The organism is Actinosynnema pretiosum, from assembly GCF_024171695.1.
Classification (GTDB): Bacteria; Actinomycetota; Actinomycetes; order Mycobacteriales; family Pseudonocardiaceae; genus Actinosynnema; species Actinosynnema pretiosum.
Window position 1 is genome coordinate 340,030 of sequence record NZ_JAMTCF010000006.1, and the last position, 15,751, is coordinate 355,780.

At 74.6% G+C, this 15,751-nt stretch carries 13 protein-coding genes; 2 read left to right on the forward strand and 11 right to left on the reverse strand.

Annotation, left to right across the window (positions count from 1 at the left end; genetic code table 11):
• Window positions 1-326: 326 nt before the first annotated feature.
• Window positions 327-1,508: an acyl-CoA dehydrogenase family protein gene (locus LV78_RS14710; protein WP_253845831.1), complete on the forward strand. Its 1,182-nt coding sequence runs from the start codon at window positions 327-329 to the stop codon at window positions 1,506-1,508.
• A gap of 123 nt (window positions 1,509-1,631) precedes the next feature.
• On the opposite strand, the gene LV78_RS14715 is transcribed toward LV78_RS14710, so the two are convergent.
• From LV78_RS14715 to LV78_RS14735, 5 genes are all read right to left on the reverse strand, one after another.
• Entirely contained in the window at window positions 1,632-2,816 is a 1,185-nt protein-coding gene (locus tag LV78_RS14715) for an acyl-CoA dehydrogenase family protein (RefSeq protein WP_253845832.1), read from the reverse strand.
• A 106-nt stretch (window positions 2,817-2,922) separates the two neighbouring features.
• Window positions 2,923-4,107, reverse strand: a complete 1,185-nt coding sequence (locus LV78_RS14720; RefSeq protein ID WP_253845833.1) for an acyl-CoA dehydrogenase family protein — start codon at window positions 4,105-4,107, stop codon at window positions 2,923-2,925.
• Between the two features lie 197 nt (window positions 4,108-4,304).
• Window positions 4,305-5,477, reverse strand: a complete 1,173-nt coding sequence (locus LV78_RS14725; RefSeq protein WP_253845834.1) for a DUF899 family protein — start codon at window positions 5,475-5,477, stop codon at window positions 4,305-4,307.
• Between the two features lie 84 nt (window positions 5,478-5,561).
• A complete protein-coding gene (locus LV78_RS14730) occupies window positions 5,562-6,110 on the reverse strand; it encodes a carboxymuconolactone decarboxylase family protein (RefSeq protein WP_253845835.1) in 549 nt (182 codons plus the stop codon).
• A gap of 197 nt (window positions 6,111-6,307) precedes the next feature.
• Window positions 6,308-7,585, reverse strand: coding sequence for an MFS transporter (locus LV78_RS14735; protein ID WP_253845836.1), 1,278 nt, complete (start codon window positions 7,583-7,585; stop codon window positions 6,308-6,310).
• A gap of 229 nt (window positions 7,586-7,814) precedes the next feature.
• Between LV78_RS14735 and LV78_RS14740 the strand changes: the two genes are divergently transcribed.
• Window positions 7,815-8,384, forward strand: coding sequence for a winged helix-turn-helix transcriptional regulator (locus LV78_RS14740; protein ID WP_253845837.1), 570 nt, complete (start codon window positions 7,815-7,817; stop codon window positions 8,382-8,384).
• On the opposite strand, the gene LV78_RS14745 is transcribed toward LV78_RS14740, so the two are convergent.
• The 6 genes from LV78_RS14745 to LV78_RS14770 form a co-directional block, all read right to left on the reverse strand.
• Window positions 8,369-9,391 (reverse strand): alpha/beta fold hydrolase, encoded by a 1,023-nt coding sequence (locus tag LV78_RS14745; RefSeq protein ID WP_253845838.1) that lies wholly within the window; start codon window positions 9,389-9,391, stop codon window positions 8,369-8,371. The genes LV78_RS14740 and LV78_RS14745 overlap by 16 nt on opposite strands.
• Window positions 9,392-9,542: 151 nt before the next feature.
• Entirely contained in the window at window positions 9,543-10,802 is a 1,260-nt protein-coding gene (locus tag LV78_RS14750; RefSeq protein WP_253845839.1) for a glycosyltransferase 87 family protein, read from the reverse strand.
• Window positions 10,799-12,085 carry a glycosyltransferase gene (locus LV78_RS14755; RefSeq protein WP_253845840.1) on the reverse strand — a complete coding sequence of 429 codons (1,287 nt, stop codon included), beginning with the start codon at window positions 12,083-12,085 and terminating at the stop codon, window positions 10,799-10,801. The genes LV78_RS14750 and LV78_RS14755 overlap by 4 nt, the downstream gene beginning before the upstream one ends.
• A gap of 128 nt (window positions 12,086-12,213) precedes the next feature.
• Entirely contained in the window at window positions 12,214-13,392 is a 1,179-nt protein-coding gene (locus LV78_RS14760) for an acyl-CoA dehydrogenase family protein (RefSeq protein WP_253845841.1), read from the reverse strand.
• 192 nt (window positions 13,393-13,584) lie between these two features.
• Window positions 13,585-14,808 (reverse strand): epoxide hydrolase family protein, encoded by a 1,224-nt coding sequence (locus LV78_RS14765; RefSeq protein WP_253845842.1) that lies wholly within the window; start codon window positions 14,806-14,808, stop codon window positions 13,585-13,587.
• 127 nt (window positions 14,809-14,935) lie between these two features.
• Window positions 14,936-15,709 carry a DUF899 domain-containing protein gene (locus LV78_RS14770; RefSeq protein ID WP_253845843.1) on the reverse strand — a complete coding sequence of 258 codons (774 nt, stop codon included), beginning with the start codon at window positions 15,707-15,709 and terminating at the stop codon, window positions 14,936-14,938.
• Between the last annotated feature and the right edge of the window lie 42 nt (window positions 15,710-15,751).

Here is a 15,751-nt window from a genome sequence, read left to right on the forward strand (position 1 = left end):
GGAAGGCGAACGCGGCTCGCTTCTCGCATCGTGCCATGTGAGCTGCTGTTTTCGCATAACAGCGTGATGTTGGACCGGCCGGAAAGGACACCCGTAAAAGGTTTTGCGACATTTCCGCAGCGCCCTGCGGGAAATAACAGTGTGATGCCTCGCCGAATTGTCGCCGCCGCGCCGGGAGGTGCCCGCTTCCCCCTGGCGGGGAACCCGAAACAAGGAGGGCACGGTGGGAGAAAGAGCCCGCGTCCCACCTGGTCCACAGTGGTTTCCTGGCCGGGCGGGAACCCCCGCGGGCCGCTCTTCCCCCGCCACCGCAAGGAGAGCACGACATGACAACCACCGAGGCGAGACCGAGCACCGACCTGGTCGGCCGAGCGGCGGAGCTGGCGCCGCTGATCCGGGCGCGCGTCCCCTGGCAGGAGGAGAACCGGGTGCTGCACCCCGACGTCGTCGCGGCGCTGGAGGAGTCCGGCCTGCTGGCGATGCGGCTGCCCGCCGCGTTCGGCGGGACGCTGCCGCCGGTGCGCGAGGTGTGCGACGCGGTCGCCGAGATCGGCAGGGCGGACGGTTCGACGTCCTGGTCGCTCAGCTCCTGGGTGATCGGCACCTGGATGGCGGGCCTGCTGCCCGACGAGGCCCAGGACGAGATCTTCGCCGACCCGGCCGTGCGGTTCTGCGGCTCGGTCGGTCCGGGCGGGACGGCCGAGCCGGTGGAGGGCGGCTACACCCTCACCGGGCGCTGGCACTTCAACACCGGCGCGCGGCAGAGCCAGTGGGCCACGCACTCGATCCTGCTGGCCAAGGACGGCGGCCACGTGCCCGCGCTGGCCGTGGTCCGGGTGTCGGAGCTGGAGGTGGAGGACGACTGGCACACCTCGGGGATGCGCGGCACCGGCAGCGTCACCAGCGTCGCGCGGGACGTGTTCGTCCCGCCGGAGCGGGTGCTGGAGATGATGCCGGTGGCGATGCGCAACGAGCACCGGTCGGCGCGCAACATCGGCGTCCAGGCGTGGCAGGTGCCGTTCCTGCAGTTCGCGGTGGCGGTGGCGAGCGCGCCCGCGCTCGGCATGGCCCGCGCCGCCTGGGACGCGTTCTTCGAGCGGTTGCCGGGGAGGGGGATCGCGTACACGCACTACGCGGACCAGGCGCAGGCCCCGCTGACGCACCTGCGGGTGGCCGAGGCGAGGCTGCGCGTCGACCAGGCCGAGTTCCACCTGCACCGGGCCGCCGACCGGCTGCACGCCAAGTCGCTGACGGGCGAGGCGTGGAGCGCGGAGGAGCGCGCGCTCGCCAGGATGGACGCGGGGCTGGTGTGCGAGCGCGCCAAGGAGGCCGTCGACCTGCTCGCGGACGCGAGCGGCGGCTCGTCCATCTACCTGGACAAGGCGCTCCAGCGCATCACGCGCGACATCCAGGCGCTGAACCTGCACGGCATCATGCACCCGAGCACGAACGCGGAGACCTACGGCCGCGTGCTGTGCGGACTGGAGCCGAACACCGACTTCATGTGACGCGCGGACGTCGGGGGCGGGCCGGTCGAGCACCGGCCCGCCCCTTCCGCGCGCCGGGACGGCGGCGGGCGCGCACGCCGGAGCGGCCGGGCCCCACCGGGACCCGGCCGCTCCCCCGCGCGCTCAGAACAGGTGCGTGTTGGGCTCCAGCCCGCACAGCACGCGCCCGTACAGCTCCAGGTTCGTGTCCGGGTGCAGCACCCCGTGCAGGTTGATCGTGCGCAGGTCCCGCTCGATGCGCTGGATCGGCCGGTCCGCGTAGATGGACGAGCCGCCGCTCGCGCCCACGAGCACGTCGACGGCCTCCTTGGCGAGCCTGGTGGACGCGCCCATGTCCATCCGCGCCACCGCGCGCTCCTCCGCGCTCCACGCCGAGCCGTCGCGCACCTTGCCGTCGACCCGGTCGGCGGCGCGGTAGACGTGGAACGCCGCCTCGTCGATCTTCACGGTGGCCTCGGCGACCTGCAGGTGCGTCAGCGGCGCCTCGGCCTGGTTCTCGTAGTCCGTGTACGTGATCTTGCGACCGGGCAGCCGCTCGAAGAACGCCTCGCGGGCGGCGCGCGCCATGCCGAGCGGGACGGCCGCCGCCCCCGCCGCGCTGATCGGCGAGAACGGGGCCCGCCACATGGCCGCGCCCGCGTTGCGCTCGGACCGGTGCACGCCCTCCAGCACCACGGGCAGCAGCGGCAGCACCCGCGCCTCGGGCACGAACAGGTCCTTCGCGACGGTCTTGACGCTGCCGGTGCCGCGCATCCCCACGGTCTGCCAGTCGTCCACCACGCCCAGGTCGGCCACCGGGATGGCCAGCACCACCGGGACGTAGCCGCCGTCCGGCTGGGCCAGCAGGGCGGAGTGCGCGAACCAGCTGCTGTGCAGCACGCCGGTGCTGAAGGGCCACTCGCCGTTGACGACGACCCCGCCGTCGGCGGGCACGGCGATGCCGTTGGGGCTGACGCTGCTGCCGATCAGCACGTCCGGGTCGGCGAAGACCTCGTCCTGCACCTCGTCGGGGAACAGGCCGACCAGCCACGAGCTGATGGTCAGGGTGCTGGCGGTCCAGCCCGCCGACCCGTCGCCGCGCGCCAGCTCGGCCACGACGTCGCACACGGTGCGCACGTCCGACTCGTACCCCCCGTAGCGCAGGGGCACGCGCATCTTGAGCAGGCCCGCGTCCCTGATCCCGGCGAGCACGTCGGCGTGCAGCACCCGGTGCTCCTCCTGCCAGGCGGCGTGCTCGCGGATCAGGGGGACCAGTTCCGCCGCGCGGCCTGCCAGCTCGGTCCGCCCCGGCGCCTCGGTGGTCGTCATCTGCGCTCCTCGGTGCTCTTGCTACGGGTGCTCTTGCCACTACTGCGGGATGCCCGTCGGCGGGACGCCGGGGGCGGGGCGCCGCGGTGGGCGGCGCGCGCACGGCCTAGATGAACTGGGTGTTGGGCTCCAGCCCGCACAGGACGCGGCCGTAGGTCTCCGCGTTCGTGGTGGGCTGCATGATCCCGTTGAGGTTGATGGCCCGGACGTCGCGCTCGATGCGCTGCATGGGCCGGTCGGTGTAGATGGACGAGCCGCCGCTGGCGTTGCCGAGCACGTCGACGGCCTCCTTGGCGCGCTGGCAGACCGCGCCCGCGTCCATCCGGGCGGCGACGCGGGCGAGCACGTCGAGCGGCTGCCCGGCGGCGACGGCGGAGTCGAGCCGGTCGGCGGCGCGGCGCAGGTGGAACTCGGCCTCGTCGATCAGGGTGGCGGCCTCGGCGACCTGGAGGTGGGTGAGCGGGGCCTCGGCCTGCCGGTCGTAGTTCGTGTAGGTGATCTTGCGGCTGGGCAGCTTCTCGAAGAACGCCTCCCAGGCGGCGCGCGCCATGCCGAGCGCGGGGGCGCCCGCGACGGCGGCGGCGTACGGCATGAACGGGACCTTCCAGGTGGGGGCGTCCGCGTTGCGCTGCGACAGGTGCCTGCCCTCCATCAGGACCGGCAGCATCGGCAGGATGCGGGCCTGCGGGACGAACACGTCCTTCGCGGCGGTGGTGACGCTGCCGGTGGCGCGCAGGCCGGAGGTGTTCCAGTCGTCGCCCACGGTCAGGTCGGACATCGGCACGACGGCGGTGGCGGGGACGTAGCCGCCGTCCTCGGTGGCCAGCAGCACCGAGTGCACGTCCCACTGGCTGTGCGGGGCGCCGGTGTTGAAGTGCCACTCGCCGTTGAGGACCGCGCCGCCCTCGGTGGGCACGAGCACGCCGCCGGGGCTGACCGAGCCGCACACCCGCACGGCCGGGTCGGCGAAGACCTCCTCCTGGACCTCGTCCGGGAACAGGCCCACCAGCCAGGAGCCGATGGTGAGGGTGGCGACCGTCCAGCCGACGGAGCCGTCGGCGCGGCCCAGCTCGGCCAGCACCTCGCAGGTGGTGCGCACGTCGGCCTCGTGGCCGCCGAGGCGGGTGGGCACGCGCATCCGGAACAGCCCGGCGTCGACCAGCCCGCGCACCACCTCCTCGTGCAGGACCCGGTTCTGCTCCTGCCAGGAGACGTGCTCGCGGATCAGCGGGACCAGCTCCGCCGCGCGGCCGACGAGCTCGGCCCTCGTCGGCGCGTCGATGGTCGTCATCTGGGCTCCTCGGTGTGGTGGGGTGTCGGTGGCGAGCGCTTCCGCTCCGCTGGGAACTGTGGCACGGGGGCGCGCGCGCCCGGTTCTCCCACGTTGCCGACCTGACGCCGGGCCGAGAAGCGCTGCGGTGCAAGCGTTCTCACGCGAAAGCGCGTCCACAGTGGACGTGCTTCCACTGTGGACGCGCTCGGGGGGTGCTACCGGAAGCGGCCGAAGCTGACGGCCCGCGCGCCCTCGGGCATCGCGCTCGGGTTGTAGAAGGTGGGCTGCTGCGGCCAGCCCCTGGGCGAGTCCTCCCACTGCTCGCGGCGCCCGTAGGCGGTCAGGTCGAGCATCCCGGTGACGAACGCGTTCCGGTCGAGGCCGCGCGACGTGGTGCTGTACGTGCGGTGGACGCGGTCCCCGTCGCGCAGGAACACGCTGAGCATGAACCCGCCCCCCGCGCCGGTGTCGCGCGAGAAGGTGGTCCCGTGGGAGGAGGCGCGCGGCAGGGTCCAGCCCATCCCGTCCCAGAGGGCGTCGAGCCGCTCCAGGGGCATGTCGGAGATCGTGACCCAGGTGATGCCGTGCTCGGCCAGCAGCGCGGGCGCGGTGGCGGGGATGTTGTCGGTGAACCAGGTGCATCCGGGGCACCGGCGGCCGGGGCCGCTGTCCATGAACTGGTAGGTGATGAGCTGGTCGCGGCCGTCGAACAGCTCGGGCAGCGATCTGGGCCCGTCCGGGGTGGCGAAGGAGTACTCGCGGTCGATCGGCGCCATGGGCAGCGCGCGCCGCCTGGCCGCCAGCTCGTCCAGGGCGCGGGTGGCGGCCTTCTCGGCTTCGAGGAGCTCGTCGCGGGCCTTCTGCCACTCGGCCTGCTCGACCACCCTCGGCATCGGGCTCGCGGCCGGGACGCCGGGCACCCCGTCCTGCTCGACGGGCGGGCCGGTGCGCTCGATGGGCTGCCCCTCGCCCTCGGCGATGAGGCCCTTGAGGCTCTCGCCGACGAAGAACTCCCAGGCGTTCGAGCACACCTCGTAGCACTCGTAGGCGGGGACCAGGCCGTGCTGGGTGAAGCGCAGCTCGGTGCGGCCGTCCACCTCGGCGATGTCGAACGAGAGGGTGTTCCCGGTCCACTCGGTCCGGTCGGCGGTGAAGCTGAAGCGGTTGTCCACCACGTACCAGGCGACCCGCTCGCCCGGCACCAGCGCGGACACCCGGAACGTGCAGCGGTGCTGGTCGCCGTGGCGGTACCGGAACTCGCGGCCGAGCCGGTCGGTCGGGCCGTCGATGTCGCCGGACCACCACGACCGGACGTCGTTGACGGCGGCGAACACCTCGGCGGGGGTCTGGTCGACGACGATGGTGGTGGTGAAGTCCTGGTCTGCCATGTGCTCCTCGGATCTGCGGGTGTTCGGACCGGCGGGTGGTCCGGACCTGCGGGCGCGCGGTGGCCCCGGCCCGGCGGGCCGGGCTCAGCGGTGCCACTCCTGGTCGGCCCAGGCCGGGTCGAGCGGGGTGCCCGCGAGGTGGTTGGTGTAGTTGGACAGGGTCTTCATGCCGACGCCGAGGACGACGTCGAGCACGTGGCGTCGGGTGTGCCCGGCGGCCAGGAAGCGCTCCACGACGTCGTCTGCGACGAAGCCCCGGTCGGCGACGACGGCGCGGGTGAGGGCGCGGACCGCGTCGAGCGACTCGTCGGGCAGCGGGTCGCCGGCGCGCAGCGCGGCGACCACGGCCGCGTCGACCCCGGACTTGAGGGCGAGGGCGGAGTGGGCGGCGACGCAGTAGCCGCAGTCGTTCTCGACGCTGGCGGCCAGCCACACGACGTGCTTGGCGGGCGCGGGCAGGGAGGAGCGGCCGAACTGCTCGGCGAGCGCCTGGTAGCCGGCGAGCAGCTCGGGCGACTCGGCCATGACGGCGGCCAGGCCGGTGACGGCGCCGGTCCGGTTCCTGGCGGCGGCCAGCAGCGGCCGGGACCGCTCGGGGGCGGTGGTCTCGTCGTGCGCGGTGAACTGGGCCATGTGCCGCGACCTCCTCGGCTCGGGGCGCGCCCGCCGGGACGCGGGGCGTCGCCGCGCTGCGGGACGCCGGGGTGGGCGCGCGGGTCCGGAGCGCGGTCCGATCGTGGCACCGCGCCGGTCGCGGGCGCTTGTTCCAGAGTGCTGTGCGCGCCGGGGGGCGGGCGCTCGACGGGCCGTCGACCGCCCGCCCCCGGCGGTCAGGCGGTCGTGGGCCCGGTGCTCGCCCGGTCCCCCGCGTCCGCCTGGGCGGCTCCGGTCCGCGCGGGGGCGGCCGGGGTGGTCACCGGCGGGCGGAGCAGGGTCGCCGCCCAGGCCAGGGGGATGGCCACCACGCCGATGAGCAGGCCCGTCAGCACCGCGCTCGACGCGTCGCCGTCGATCGCCAGGCCGCACACCGCAGAGCCGACCGCGATGCCCACGTTCGCCGCCGACGCGGGCAGCGCCGACGCCAGCTGGCTGCCCGGCCCGGCCAGTTCGAGGACCCGGTACTGGTAGGCGGGGACGGCGCCCTGGGCGAACAGGCCCCAGGCGACCAGGGCCAGCGCCACCACCACCGGTGACGTGCCGCCGAGGTACAGGGCCAGCAGGGCGCCCACCGTGCCCACGCCGCCCACGAGCATGGTGCGGGCGGCGCCGCGGTCGGCGAAGCGGCCACCGTTGAAGGAGCCGATGGCGGCGGCCACGCCGTAGCAGAGCAGGAACACGCTGACCAGCGCGCCGGAGACGCCGGTGACCCGCTCCAGGAACGGAACCAGGTAGGTCAACGCGCCGTACGACGAGGCGAACAGCAGGGCGCCGAGCAGCAGCACGGTCAGCACCCTCGGGGCGAACGCGTACCTGGCCTGGTCGCCCGCGCTGCCCCCGGTGGGCTCGGGCAGGCGCGGGATGACGGCGGCCACGGCGGCGCACGCCACCAGGCTGAGGAGGGTGATGGCCACGAACGAGTTGCGCCAGCCGAGGCCTTGGCCGACCAGCGTGCCGAGCGGGGCGCCCAGCGCGGCGGACAGGGCGAAGCCGGAGAAGACCACCGAGATCGCCCGGCCAGCGCGGTTCTCCGGCACGACGGCGACGGCGGCGATGAAGGCCACCGCCACGTACAGGCCGTGCAGCGAGCCGGTGAGGACCCTGGCGACGAGGAACGGCGCGAACTGGCCGAGGAGCACCGGGACGACGTTGATCACCGCGAACAGGGCGAGCGCGCCGATCAGGGTGACCCGCTTGTCGAGCCGGATGGTGAGGGCGGTGAGCAGCGGGCCGCCGATGGCCACGCCCAGCGCGTACGCGGTGACCAGGGTGCCGGTCGTGGGGATGGAGACGTCGAGGTCGGTGGCGATGAGGTTGAGCACGCCGACCATGAGCAGCTCCGCCGTGCCGAGCACGAACGAGCCGACGAAGAGCGCCGATAACAGCAGTCTCGCCTTCCCGCTGGTCCTGCCGAGCGTCTCGTCGTCCGTGCCCGCCTGCTGTGCGCTCATGGGTGCCTTCCGTCGGGTGCGGTGGGTGCGCGGCGCGGCGGCACCGCCGCCCGCAAGACCGGTTGCGTTTTACAACCGGTCGAACCGTAGCAGGGCTATGGCCGCCGTCACAGCGACGCGCGGCGCCCGTTCGGACGCTTTCCCCCGGAGCAACGCCCCGGCGGCGATCGCGCGGCGGGCGCGAGCGCGGGTAGCGTGATCGGCGGGACCGGTTCGGGGAGGTGGCTGGGTGCGCAGGGACACGAGGTCCACCTGCCCGGTGAACCTGTCGCTGGAGATCTTCGGCGACCGGTGGACGCTGCTGGTGCTGCGGGACGTGGCGTTCCTGGGCGCGCGGCACTTCCGCGAGCTGCTGGCCGGTCCGGAGCGGATCTCCTCGAACATCCTGGCCGACCGGCTCGCGGTGCTGGTGGAGCACGGGATGCTGACCAGGAGCGGCGACCCCTCGCACCGGCAGAAGGTGGTCTACAGCCTCACCGAGCGCTCGATCGCCCTGGTGCCGGTGTTCGCGCAGCTGGGCATCTGGGGCGTGCGGCACCTGGGGGCGGGCGACGAGTACGCCGCGCGCACCGGGGTGCTGGCCTCGGGCGGGCCCGCGCTGTGGGAGGAGTTCATGGACGAGCTGCGGGAGACCCACCTGGGTCCGGCCGCGCGGCTGGCTCCGCGCGGGCCCGGTCCCTCCGTGGGGGAACGGCTGGACCGGGCCTACCTGGCCGCGCTGGCCGAGGTCGAAGCGGCGGAGGCGGCGGAGGCCGGGCGGGCGGAGGCGGGGCGGGAGCCCGCTCAGCGCGAGGCGTAGCGCTCGACCAGCGCGGCGACGGCGTCGGGGCGGTGGTCCAGCAGGTAGTGGTCGCTGCCCTCGACCACCTCGGAGCGCACGTCCGCCGCGCCCAGGTCGCGCAGGCCGCGCACGACGTCGGGGCCGATGCCGGCGAAGATCGACCGGTCCCCCGCCACCCACACCAGCGGCACGTCCAGCCGCTCGCGGCGCGCGGCGTTGAACTCCGCGTTCGCCGGGAACGCCCGGTACAGCTCGAACCCGGCGCGCAGCCGCGCCTTGGGCCGGTAGGCGCGGCTGTAGCGGGCCACCTCGGCGTCGCTGAAGGTCGGCGCGGGCAGCGCGAACCTCAGGTACACCTCCTGCCTGCCGTCGATCAGGTCCTCGGCCAGCCCTGGGGCCTGGTGGAACCCGAGGTGCCAGAGCCCGGCGGTGCTCGCGCTCCACGGCTCGACGCCGGGCAGCGGCACGTCCAGCACCATCGCGCCGCGCGTGGTGGCGGGGTTGAGCCGGGCGTAGGCGTAGGCGACCATGCCGCCGATGTCGTGGCCGACGACGTGCACCGGGCCGAGGTCGAGCCGCCGCACGAGCTGGCGCAGGTCCTCGGCCAGGTTCGGGGCGTCGTAGCCGCCGGGGGTCGGGGTGGAGCCGCCGATGCCGCGCAGGTCCACGGCGACGACGGTGAACCGGCGGGCCAGGCGCGGCATGACCTCCCGGTACTCGGACCAGTCCTGCGGGTGCCCGTGCACCAGCAGCACGGCGGGGCCCCGGCCGCCCCGGACGTAGTGCAGCGAGGTGCCGTTGACCCGCGCCGAACCGGAGGAGAACCCAGGACCCAGGCCGGCGACCAGGCGCTCGTTCTGGGCCCGGTGCCCGGTCTCGGCGGCGCGGTCGGACTCGGCGTGGAACGCCCCGGCGGGGCCTGGTCCGGCGGGTCCGCCCGCCGGGGACGGTTCCGCGACGCCGGTGCTCGCGGTGAGCGAGAGCAGCAGCGCGACGAGCGCGAGCAGCGTTCTGTACTTGCCCATGCCGACTTACCTCCGTCGTCCTGCGGGAAGGGCGGCGGCGGGCCGCGTGGCGCCGCACCGCCTTCGGCGGGGCGCGGGCCAGGGAATGCGGGGTCGCCGCGCCGTGGCACGGGGCCACGGCGCGGCGGGGTTCGGGGCCCGCGGGCCCGGTTCAGCTCGCGGGCAGGTGGTCAGCGAGCCGGGGTTCGGCGCGGCGCAGGGACAGCCCGAGCACGACCAGGAAGGCCGTGCCGCCGAGCACCGGCAGGCTGTTGAGGGCGAGCAGGCCGCCGTCGGACAGGCTGATCACGCCCACCGCCACGTCGGCCACCGGCGAGTCGTCCAGCAGCGTGATCACCGCCGAGGCGACCAGCAGCGCCCACGCCGCCAGCGCGCCGACGACGTGCGCCCGCTCGCCGCGCCGCAGCGCCCACCACAGCCAGGCCGCCACCCCCGGCACCACCCACACCCAGTGGTGCGGCCAGGACACCGGGGACACCAGCAGGCTGGTGACCGCGCAGGCCAGGATGCCCGCCGCCTCCCGGCCGCGCCTGCTCGCCCACACCGACACCGCGAGCCCTGCGACGCCGACGACGGCGGTCACCGCCACCCCGAACCACGGCGCGTGCAGCACCCCTGGCAGCTGCCCGAGGACTCCGCGCACCGACTCGTTCCACGGCCCGTGGTCCGGCGGCATCATCCGGGTGGTGTCCACGGCCAGCCCGGTGAGCCACTGCCCGGTCGGGCCGGGCAGTGCCAGGAACCCGATCAGCGCGGTGGCCAGGAACGTCGCGCCGGACACCAGCGCGGCCCTGCGGCGGCCGGTGAGCAGGAAGTACGGGATGAAGATCAGCGGGGTGAGCTTGACGCCCGCCGCGATCCCGATGGCGACGCCCTGCCAGCGGCCGGGCCGCCGCACCAGGTCGGCGAGCACCAGGATGGTGAGCAGCAGGTTGATCTGCCCGTTGCCGACCATCACCCACACCGGCGCGGTGGGCAGCGCGGCGGCCGACGCGAGCAGGGTGTACCGGGCGCGGCGGCGCGGGTCCTCGGGGGCGGCGAGCCCGGCGAGCAGCCAGATCGACGCGGTGAGCGCCAGCAGCGAGGCGAACGTCCACAGCACGAACGCCGGGTGCAGGCCGACGACGGCGACGGCGGTGAACAGCAGGGCGGAGAACGGGGAGTAGATGAACAGCAGGCCGTCGTCGGTGGCCACGTCGAACGGGGACACGCCGTCGAGCACCGCGCGCCCGCTCACGTCGTAGACCTTGAAGTCGCGCTCCAGCATGGGGATCGCGTCGCCGAGCGCGAGACCGGCGGCCACCACCGCGGTCACCAGCGCGGCCAGGGCGAGCGCGCCCCACAGCAGGGTGCGCGGCGGGGCCTGCGCCGGGCTCCGCTCCGGGCTGTCGGGAACAGCGGTACCGGTCACCTGATCGACTCCTCGCGTTGCCGGGGCACGTGGACCCGCCCCCGCCCTGGTCGGCGGAAGGCGGTGTTCAGCAGGGCGAACCGCCCGACCGCGCCGACGGCGGACGCGACGAGCAGCACGGCGATCTCGGCCCAGCGGGAGGCGCGGGCCGCGAAGGCGGTCAGCGCGAGCAGCGAGCCGGAGGTGAAGGCGCAGTACAGCAGGAACACCAGCAGGGCCTGCAGCGGCGAGCGGGAGCGGCCCAGCGAGGTGGAGCGCTGGTGGGCGCTGGTGGTGAGCAGGGCGCTGAGCGCGACGGCGGCCAGGTTCGCGGGCAGCGGCGGCCACCAGGTGCGGAACGCGGTGTAGAGCACGACGGTGGTGGCGGTGGCGGCGAACCCGATGACGCAGAACAGCAGCAGAGCGCGCAGCCTGCTCGCCTGGCCGCCGAGCACGGCGTCGGGGTGGGTGGGCGCGGGGGCCGGGCGCGGCGGCAGGCCGGCGACGTAGGCGGCGCCGGACAGCCTGGCCAGCGCGATCCTGGCCAGGCCGCGCACGTTCGCGGCGGCGGTGCGGGTGACGCGGACCCGGCTGTCCACGTCCTCCACCCAGTCCACCGGCAGCTCCAGCACGCGCAGCCCGTTGTGCTCGGCGAGCAGCAGCAGCTCGGTGTCGAAGAACCAGGCGTCGTCCTCGACGTGCCGCAGCAGCGGGCGGACCACGTCGGAGCGGGCCGCCTTGAACCCGCACTGGGCGTCCAGGAAGCGGGTCTTGTGGGTGAGGCGGAGCAGGGTGTTGTAGCCGCGCGAGATCAGCTCGCGGCGGGCCCCGCGCACGGTGCGCGCGCCGGGGACCAGGCGGGAGCCGATGGCCAGGTCGGAGTGGCCGACGGCGAGCGCGGCCAGCAGCGGGACCAGGGCGTCCAGCCCGGTGGACAGGTCGACGTCCATGTAGGCGACCACGGCGGCGGTGCTGCTGATCCACGCGGCCCGCACGGCGCTGCCCTTGCCGCGCCGGTCCAGGCACACCACGCGCACGCGCGGCAGGGCCTCGGCCAGTTCGAGCGCGATGGCGCGGGTGCGGTCGGTGCTGCCGCTGTCGGCGACGGTGATGGTCCAGTCGAACGGCAGGTGCTCGGTGAAGTAGGCGTGCAGCACGGCGACGCAGCCGGGCAGGGCGCGCTCCTCGTCGTGCACCGGGACGACGACGTCGACGGTCACCGAGGACAGCGGCCCCGACCCGCCTGGGGGTCCGGGCGCGCGCTCGTCGGGACCGGGCAGCCGCGTGGTGGTTCCACCGTCCATCGTCAGCTCCTCGCAGGGCCCCCGCCCGGTGACCCTAGGGCTGCCGGGCGGGGGCGGGCTTCTTCCAGAGTGCGCTTTTCTGCACCGGGTGGGACCGGTGCGGCGGCGGGAGCGGCGGCGGGCGGCGGTTACAGGAACTGGGTGTTCGGCTCCAGGCCGCACGCGACCCGGCCGTACAGCTCCAGGTTCGTGTCGGGGTGCGCGAACGCGTGCAGGCTGGAGGTCTGGCTGTCGCGGGCGATCCGCTGCATCGGCACGGTGGTCAGGGTGGACGAGGCCCCGCTGGCGTCGGCCAGGATGTCCACCGCCTCCTTGGCCCGCTGCACGCCGACGCCGAGGTCGAGCCGTGCGCCCACCCGGTCCTGCACCGACCACGGCGCGCCGGTCTTCGCGTCGACCCGCGCGGCGACCCGGTGCACGTGGAACCCGGACTCGTCGATGCGGGCCTGCGCGTCGGCGACCCGCAGGTGGGTGATCGGGGCGTGCGCCTGCCGCTCGTAGTCGGTGTAGGTGATGCCCCTGGTGGGCAGGCGCTCGAAGAAGGCCTGCCGCGCGGCGCGGGCGAGGCCGTAGGCGGTCGCGCTGGTCACCGCGCACGCCCACGGCAGGAACGGCACGTTCCACAGCCGCGAGGCCGCGTTGGTCGCCGAGCGGTGCCTGCCCTCGCGCATCACCGGGGCCATGGGCAGCACGCGCGCGTCGGGCACGAACACGTCCTTCGCGGTGGTGGTGACGCTGCCGGTGCCGCGCAGGCCCGACGAGTGCCAGTCGTCCACGACCTCCATGTCGGCGAGCGGCACCAGCACCAGCACCGGCTCCGGGTCGGCGCCCTCGGCGGCGCGGACGGCGGCGTGCGCGTTCCAGCCGCTCTGCCTGGCCCCGGTGTTGAAGCTCCAGCGGCCGTTGAGCACGACGCCGCCGTCGGTGGGCACGCCGACGCCGTGCGGGGCGAACGTGCCGCAGATCCGGGTGTCGCCGGAGGCGAGGACCTCGTCCTGCACCTCGTCCGGGAACAGGCCCGCCAGCCAGGTGCTGATGTTCCAGACCGTGGCGACCCAGCTGGCCGCGCCGTCGCCGAGCGCGATCTCGGACAGCACGTCGACCAGGGTGGTGGTGTCGCACTCGTGGCCGCCGTAGCGGGCGGGCAGGGTGAGCTTGAGCAGTCCGGCGTCGGCGAGCGCCGCGATCGCGTCCGGGTGCAGGACGCGGTTCTCCTCCTGCCAGGTCGCGTGCTTAGCCAGCGCGGGCGCCAGCTCGGCGGCCCTGCCGACCAGCTCGTCGCGCGAGAGCGCGGTGGTGTTGTTCATCAGTGGCTCCGTCACGTGTCCGCCGGTCCGGTGATCGCGCGGGACCGGGCGTTTCCGGGGATGGGGGTTCTGCGGCGGCCGGGCCACCCGCTGCGGCGGCCTGGGTGGTGGAGGTGGAACCGATAGTGGCACCGCGCGGTACCGCAAGGCGTCTTCCAGGTTGCCCGGCTGCCGCGCCCGGCTCGTCCGCGCTCAGCCGCCCCGCACCGTCCTGGCGAACGCGCGGAGGTCGCCCGCGTACAGCTCGGGGACCTCCAGCGCGGGGAAGTGGCCGCCCCGGTCGAACTCGGACCAGTGCGCGATGGTGGGCAGCACGGCGTCGGCGAAGCGGCGCAGCGGCAGGGTGATGTCGCGGGTGAACACGGCGACGCCCACCGGGCAGGACAGCGGCCACGGGCCCGCGATGCGGCCGGTGTTGGCGTTGCTGCCGTCCAGCGAGTCGTGGTAGATCCGGCCGGAGGACGCGGCGGTCGCGGTGAGCCAGTACAGGGTGGTGTTGGCCAGCATCAGGTCCCGGTCGATCACCTCGTCGGGGGTGGCCCGGCAGTCGCTCCACTCGCGGTACTTCTCCACGATCCAGGCGAGCTGGCCGACCGGGGAGTCGGTGAGGCCGTAGGCGACGGTGTGCGGGCTGGTGGTGAGCAGCCGGAAGTGCGCGGAGCCGTCCTCGCCGTAGCGGGCGAGAGCGGCCAGCCTCGCGGTCTCGTCGGGGGTGAGGTCGGCGAGCGCGGCCGGGTCGTCGGGCGGGAAGGTCAGCAGGGTGTTCACGTGCACGCCCGCCACGTGCTCGGGGTCGTGCAGCGCGAGTTCTGCGGCGATGGCCATGCCCCAGTCGCCGCCCTGGACGAGGTAGCGGTCGTAGCCGAGGCCCGCCATCAGCTCGCCGAACGCGCGCGCGACGCGGCGGTGGCCCCATCCGGGTCCGGTGGTGGGTCCGGAGAAGCCGAACCCCGGCAGGGACGGCAGGACGAGGTGGAAGGCGTCGGCCGGGTCGCCGCCGTGCGCGGCCGGGTCGGTGAGCGGGCCGACGACCCGGAGGAACTCGACGTACGAGCCGGGCCAGCCGTGCGCGATCAGCAGCGGGGTGGCGTCGGGCTCGGGCGAGCGGACGTGGGCGAAGTGCAGGTTCGCGCCGTCGACGGTGGCGGTGAACTGGGGCAGCTCGTTCAGGCGGGACTCGACGGCGCGCCAGTCGAAGGAGGTCCGCCAGTGCTCGACCAGGTCCTTGAGGTAGTCCGGGGGCACGCCCCGCGACCAGTCGGCGCGGTCGTGCTCATCGAGTCCTGCGGGCCAGCGGGTGCGGGCGAGGCGGTCGGCCAGGTCGTCCAGGTCGGCCTGCGGGACGGCGACCCGGAACGGTGTTGTTCGCAGGTCGGCGGCGCCGGGTGCGGGTGGGGCGGAGGTGGGTGCGTCCACGGTGGTGGGCCTCTCGTCTGGCGCGCTCGGGGCGCGCGGGTGCGCGCCGGGCGCGACGGCGTCGGGTTCGGCGCTGGGGGTTCGGCGCGGGCGGCGCCCGCCGCGAGCGGGGGCGCCGCGTCCGGGGCTAGGCCCGGTCCCGCGCGCCCGCGATCGTGGCGGGGTCGTACTCGTCGTGGCGGCGCAACCAGCCCATGATCGGGCCGGAGCCCCGGCCCTCCGGCTTCTCCCAGCCCTCCTGGCGGCCGAGCGCGGTCAGGTCCAGCCAGTTGTAGGTGGTGTTGAGCAGGTCGTCGCCCCTGCCGTAGCAGGAGTAGGTGTGGAAGACCCGGTCGCCCTGGCGCAGGAACGCGCTGACGCCCTGCTCCTCGCCGCTCCAGTTCTCCCAGGCCGGGTTGAGCCTCACCAGCTCGTCGTAGTCCCGGTAGTTCCACTGGACCGGGGCGATCGAGGCGTCGAAGCTGACGTGGTAGTCGTAGTTGAACGCGCTGCCGTGGGAGGAGTACCAGGGCACGTGCCAGCCCATCCGCTCCCGGTAGGCCTGGAGCCGGGGCAGCGGCGCGCGGGAGATCGCGACGAGCGTGGTGTCGCGGGCGTGCAGGTGGGTGAGGTCCCCGACGCAGTCCTGCCAGAACGAGCAGGACGGGCAGGCGGCGTCCATGTCGGGCCCGAACATCACGTGGTGCACGAGCAGCTGGCGGCGGCCGTCGAACAGGTCGAGCAGGGTGGCCTCGCCGTCCGGGCCCGCGAACCGGTAGTCCTCGGTGACCTCGACCATGGGCAGGCGGCGGCGGGCCTCGTTGACCCGGTCGCGGTGCCTGGTCAGCTCCTTCTCCTGGTCGAGGAGCTCCAGCCGGGCGGCCAGCCACTGCTCGCGGGTCACGATCTCCGGGTCGGTCATCGTCCGTCCTCCTCCGGGACCGCCCCGTGGCGGTCCCTGGTG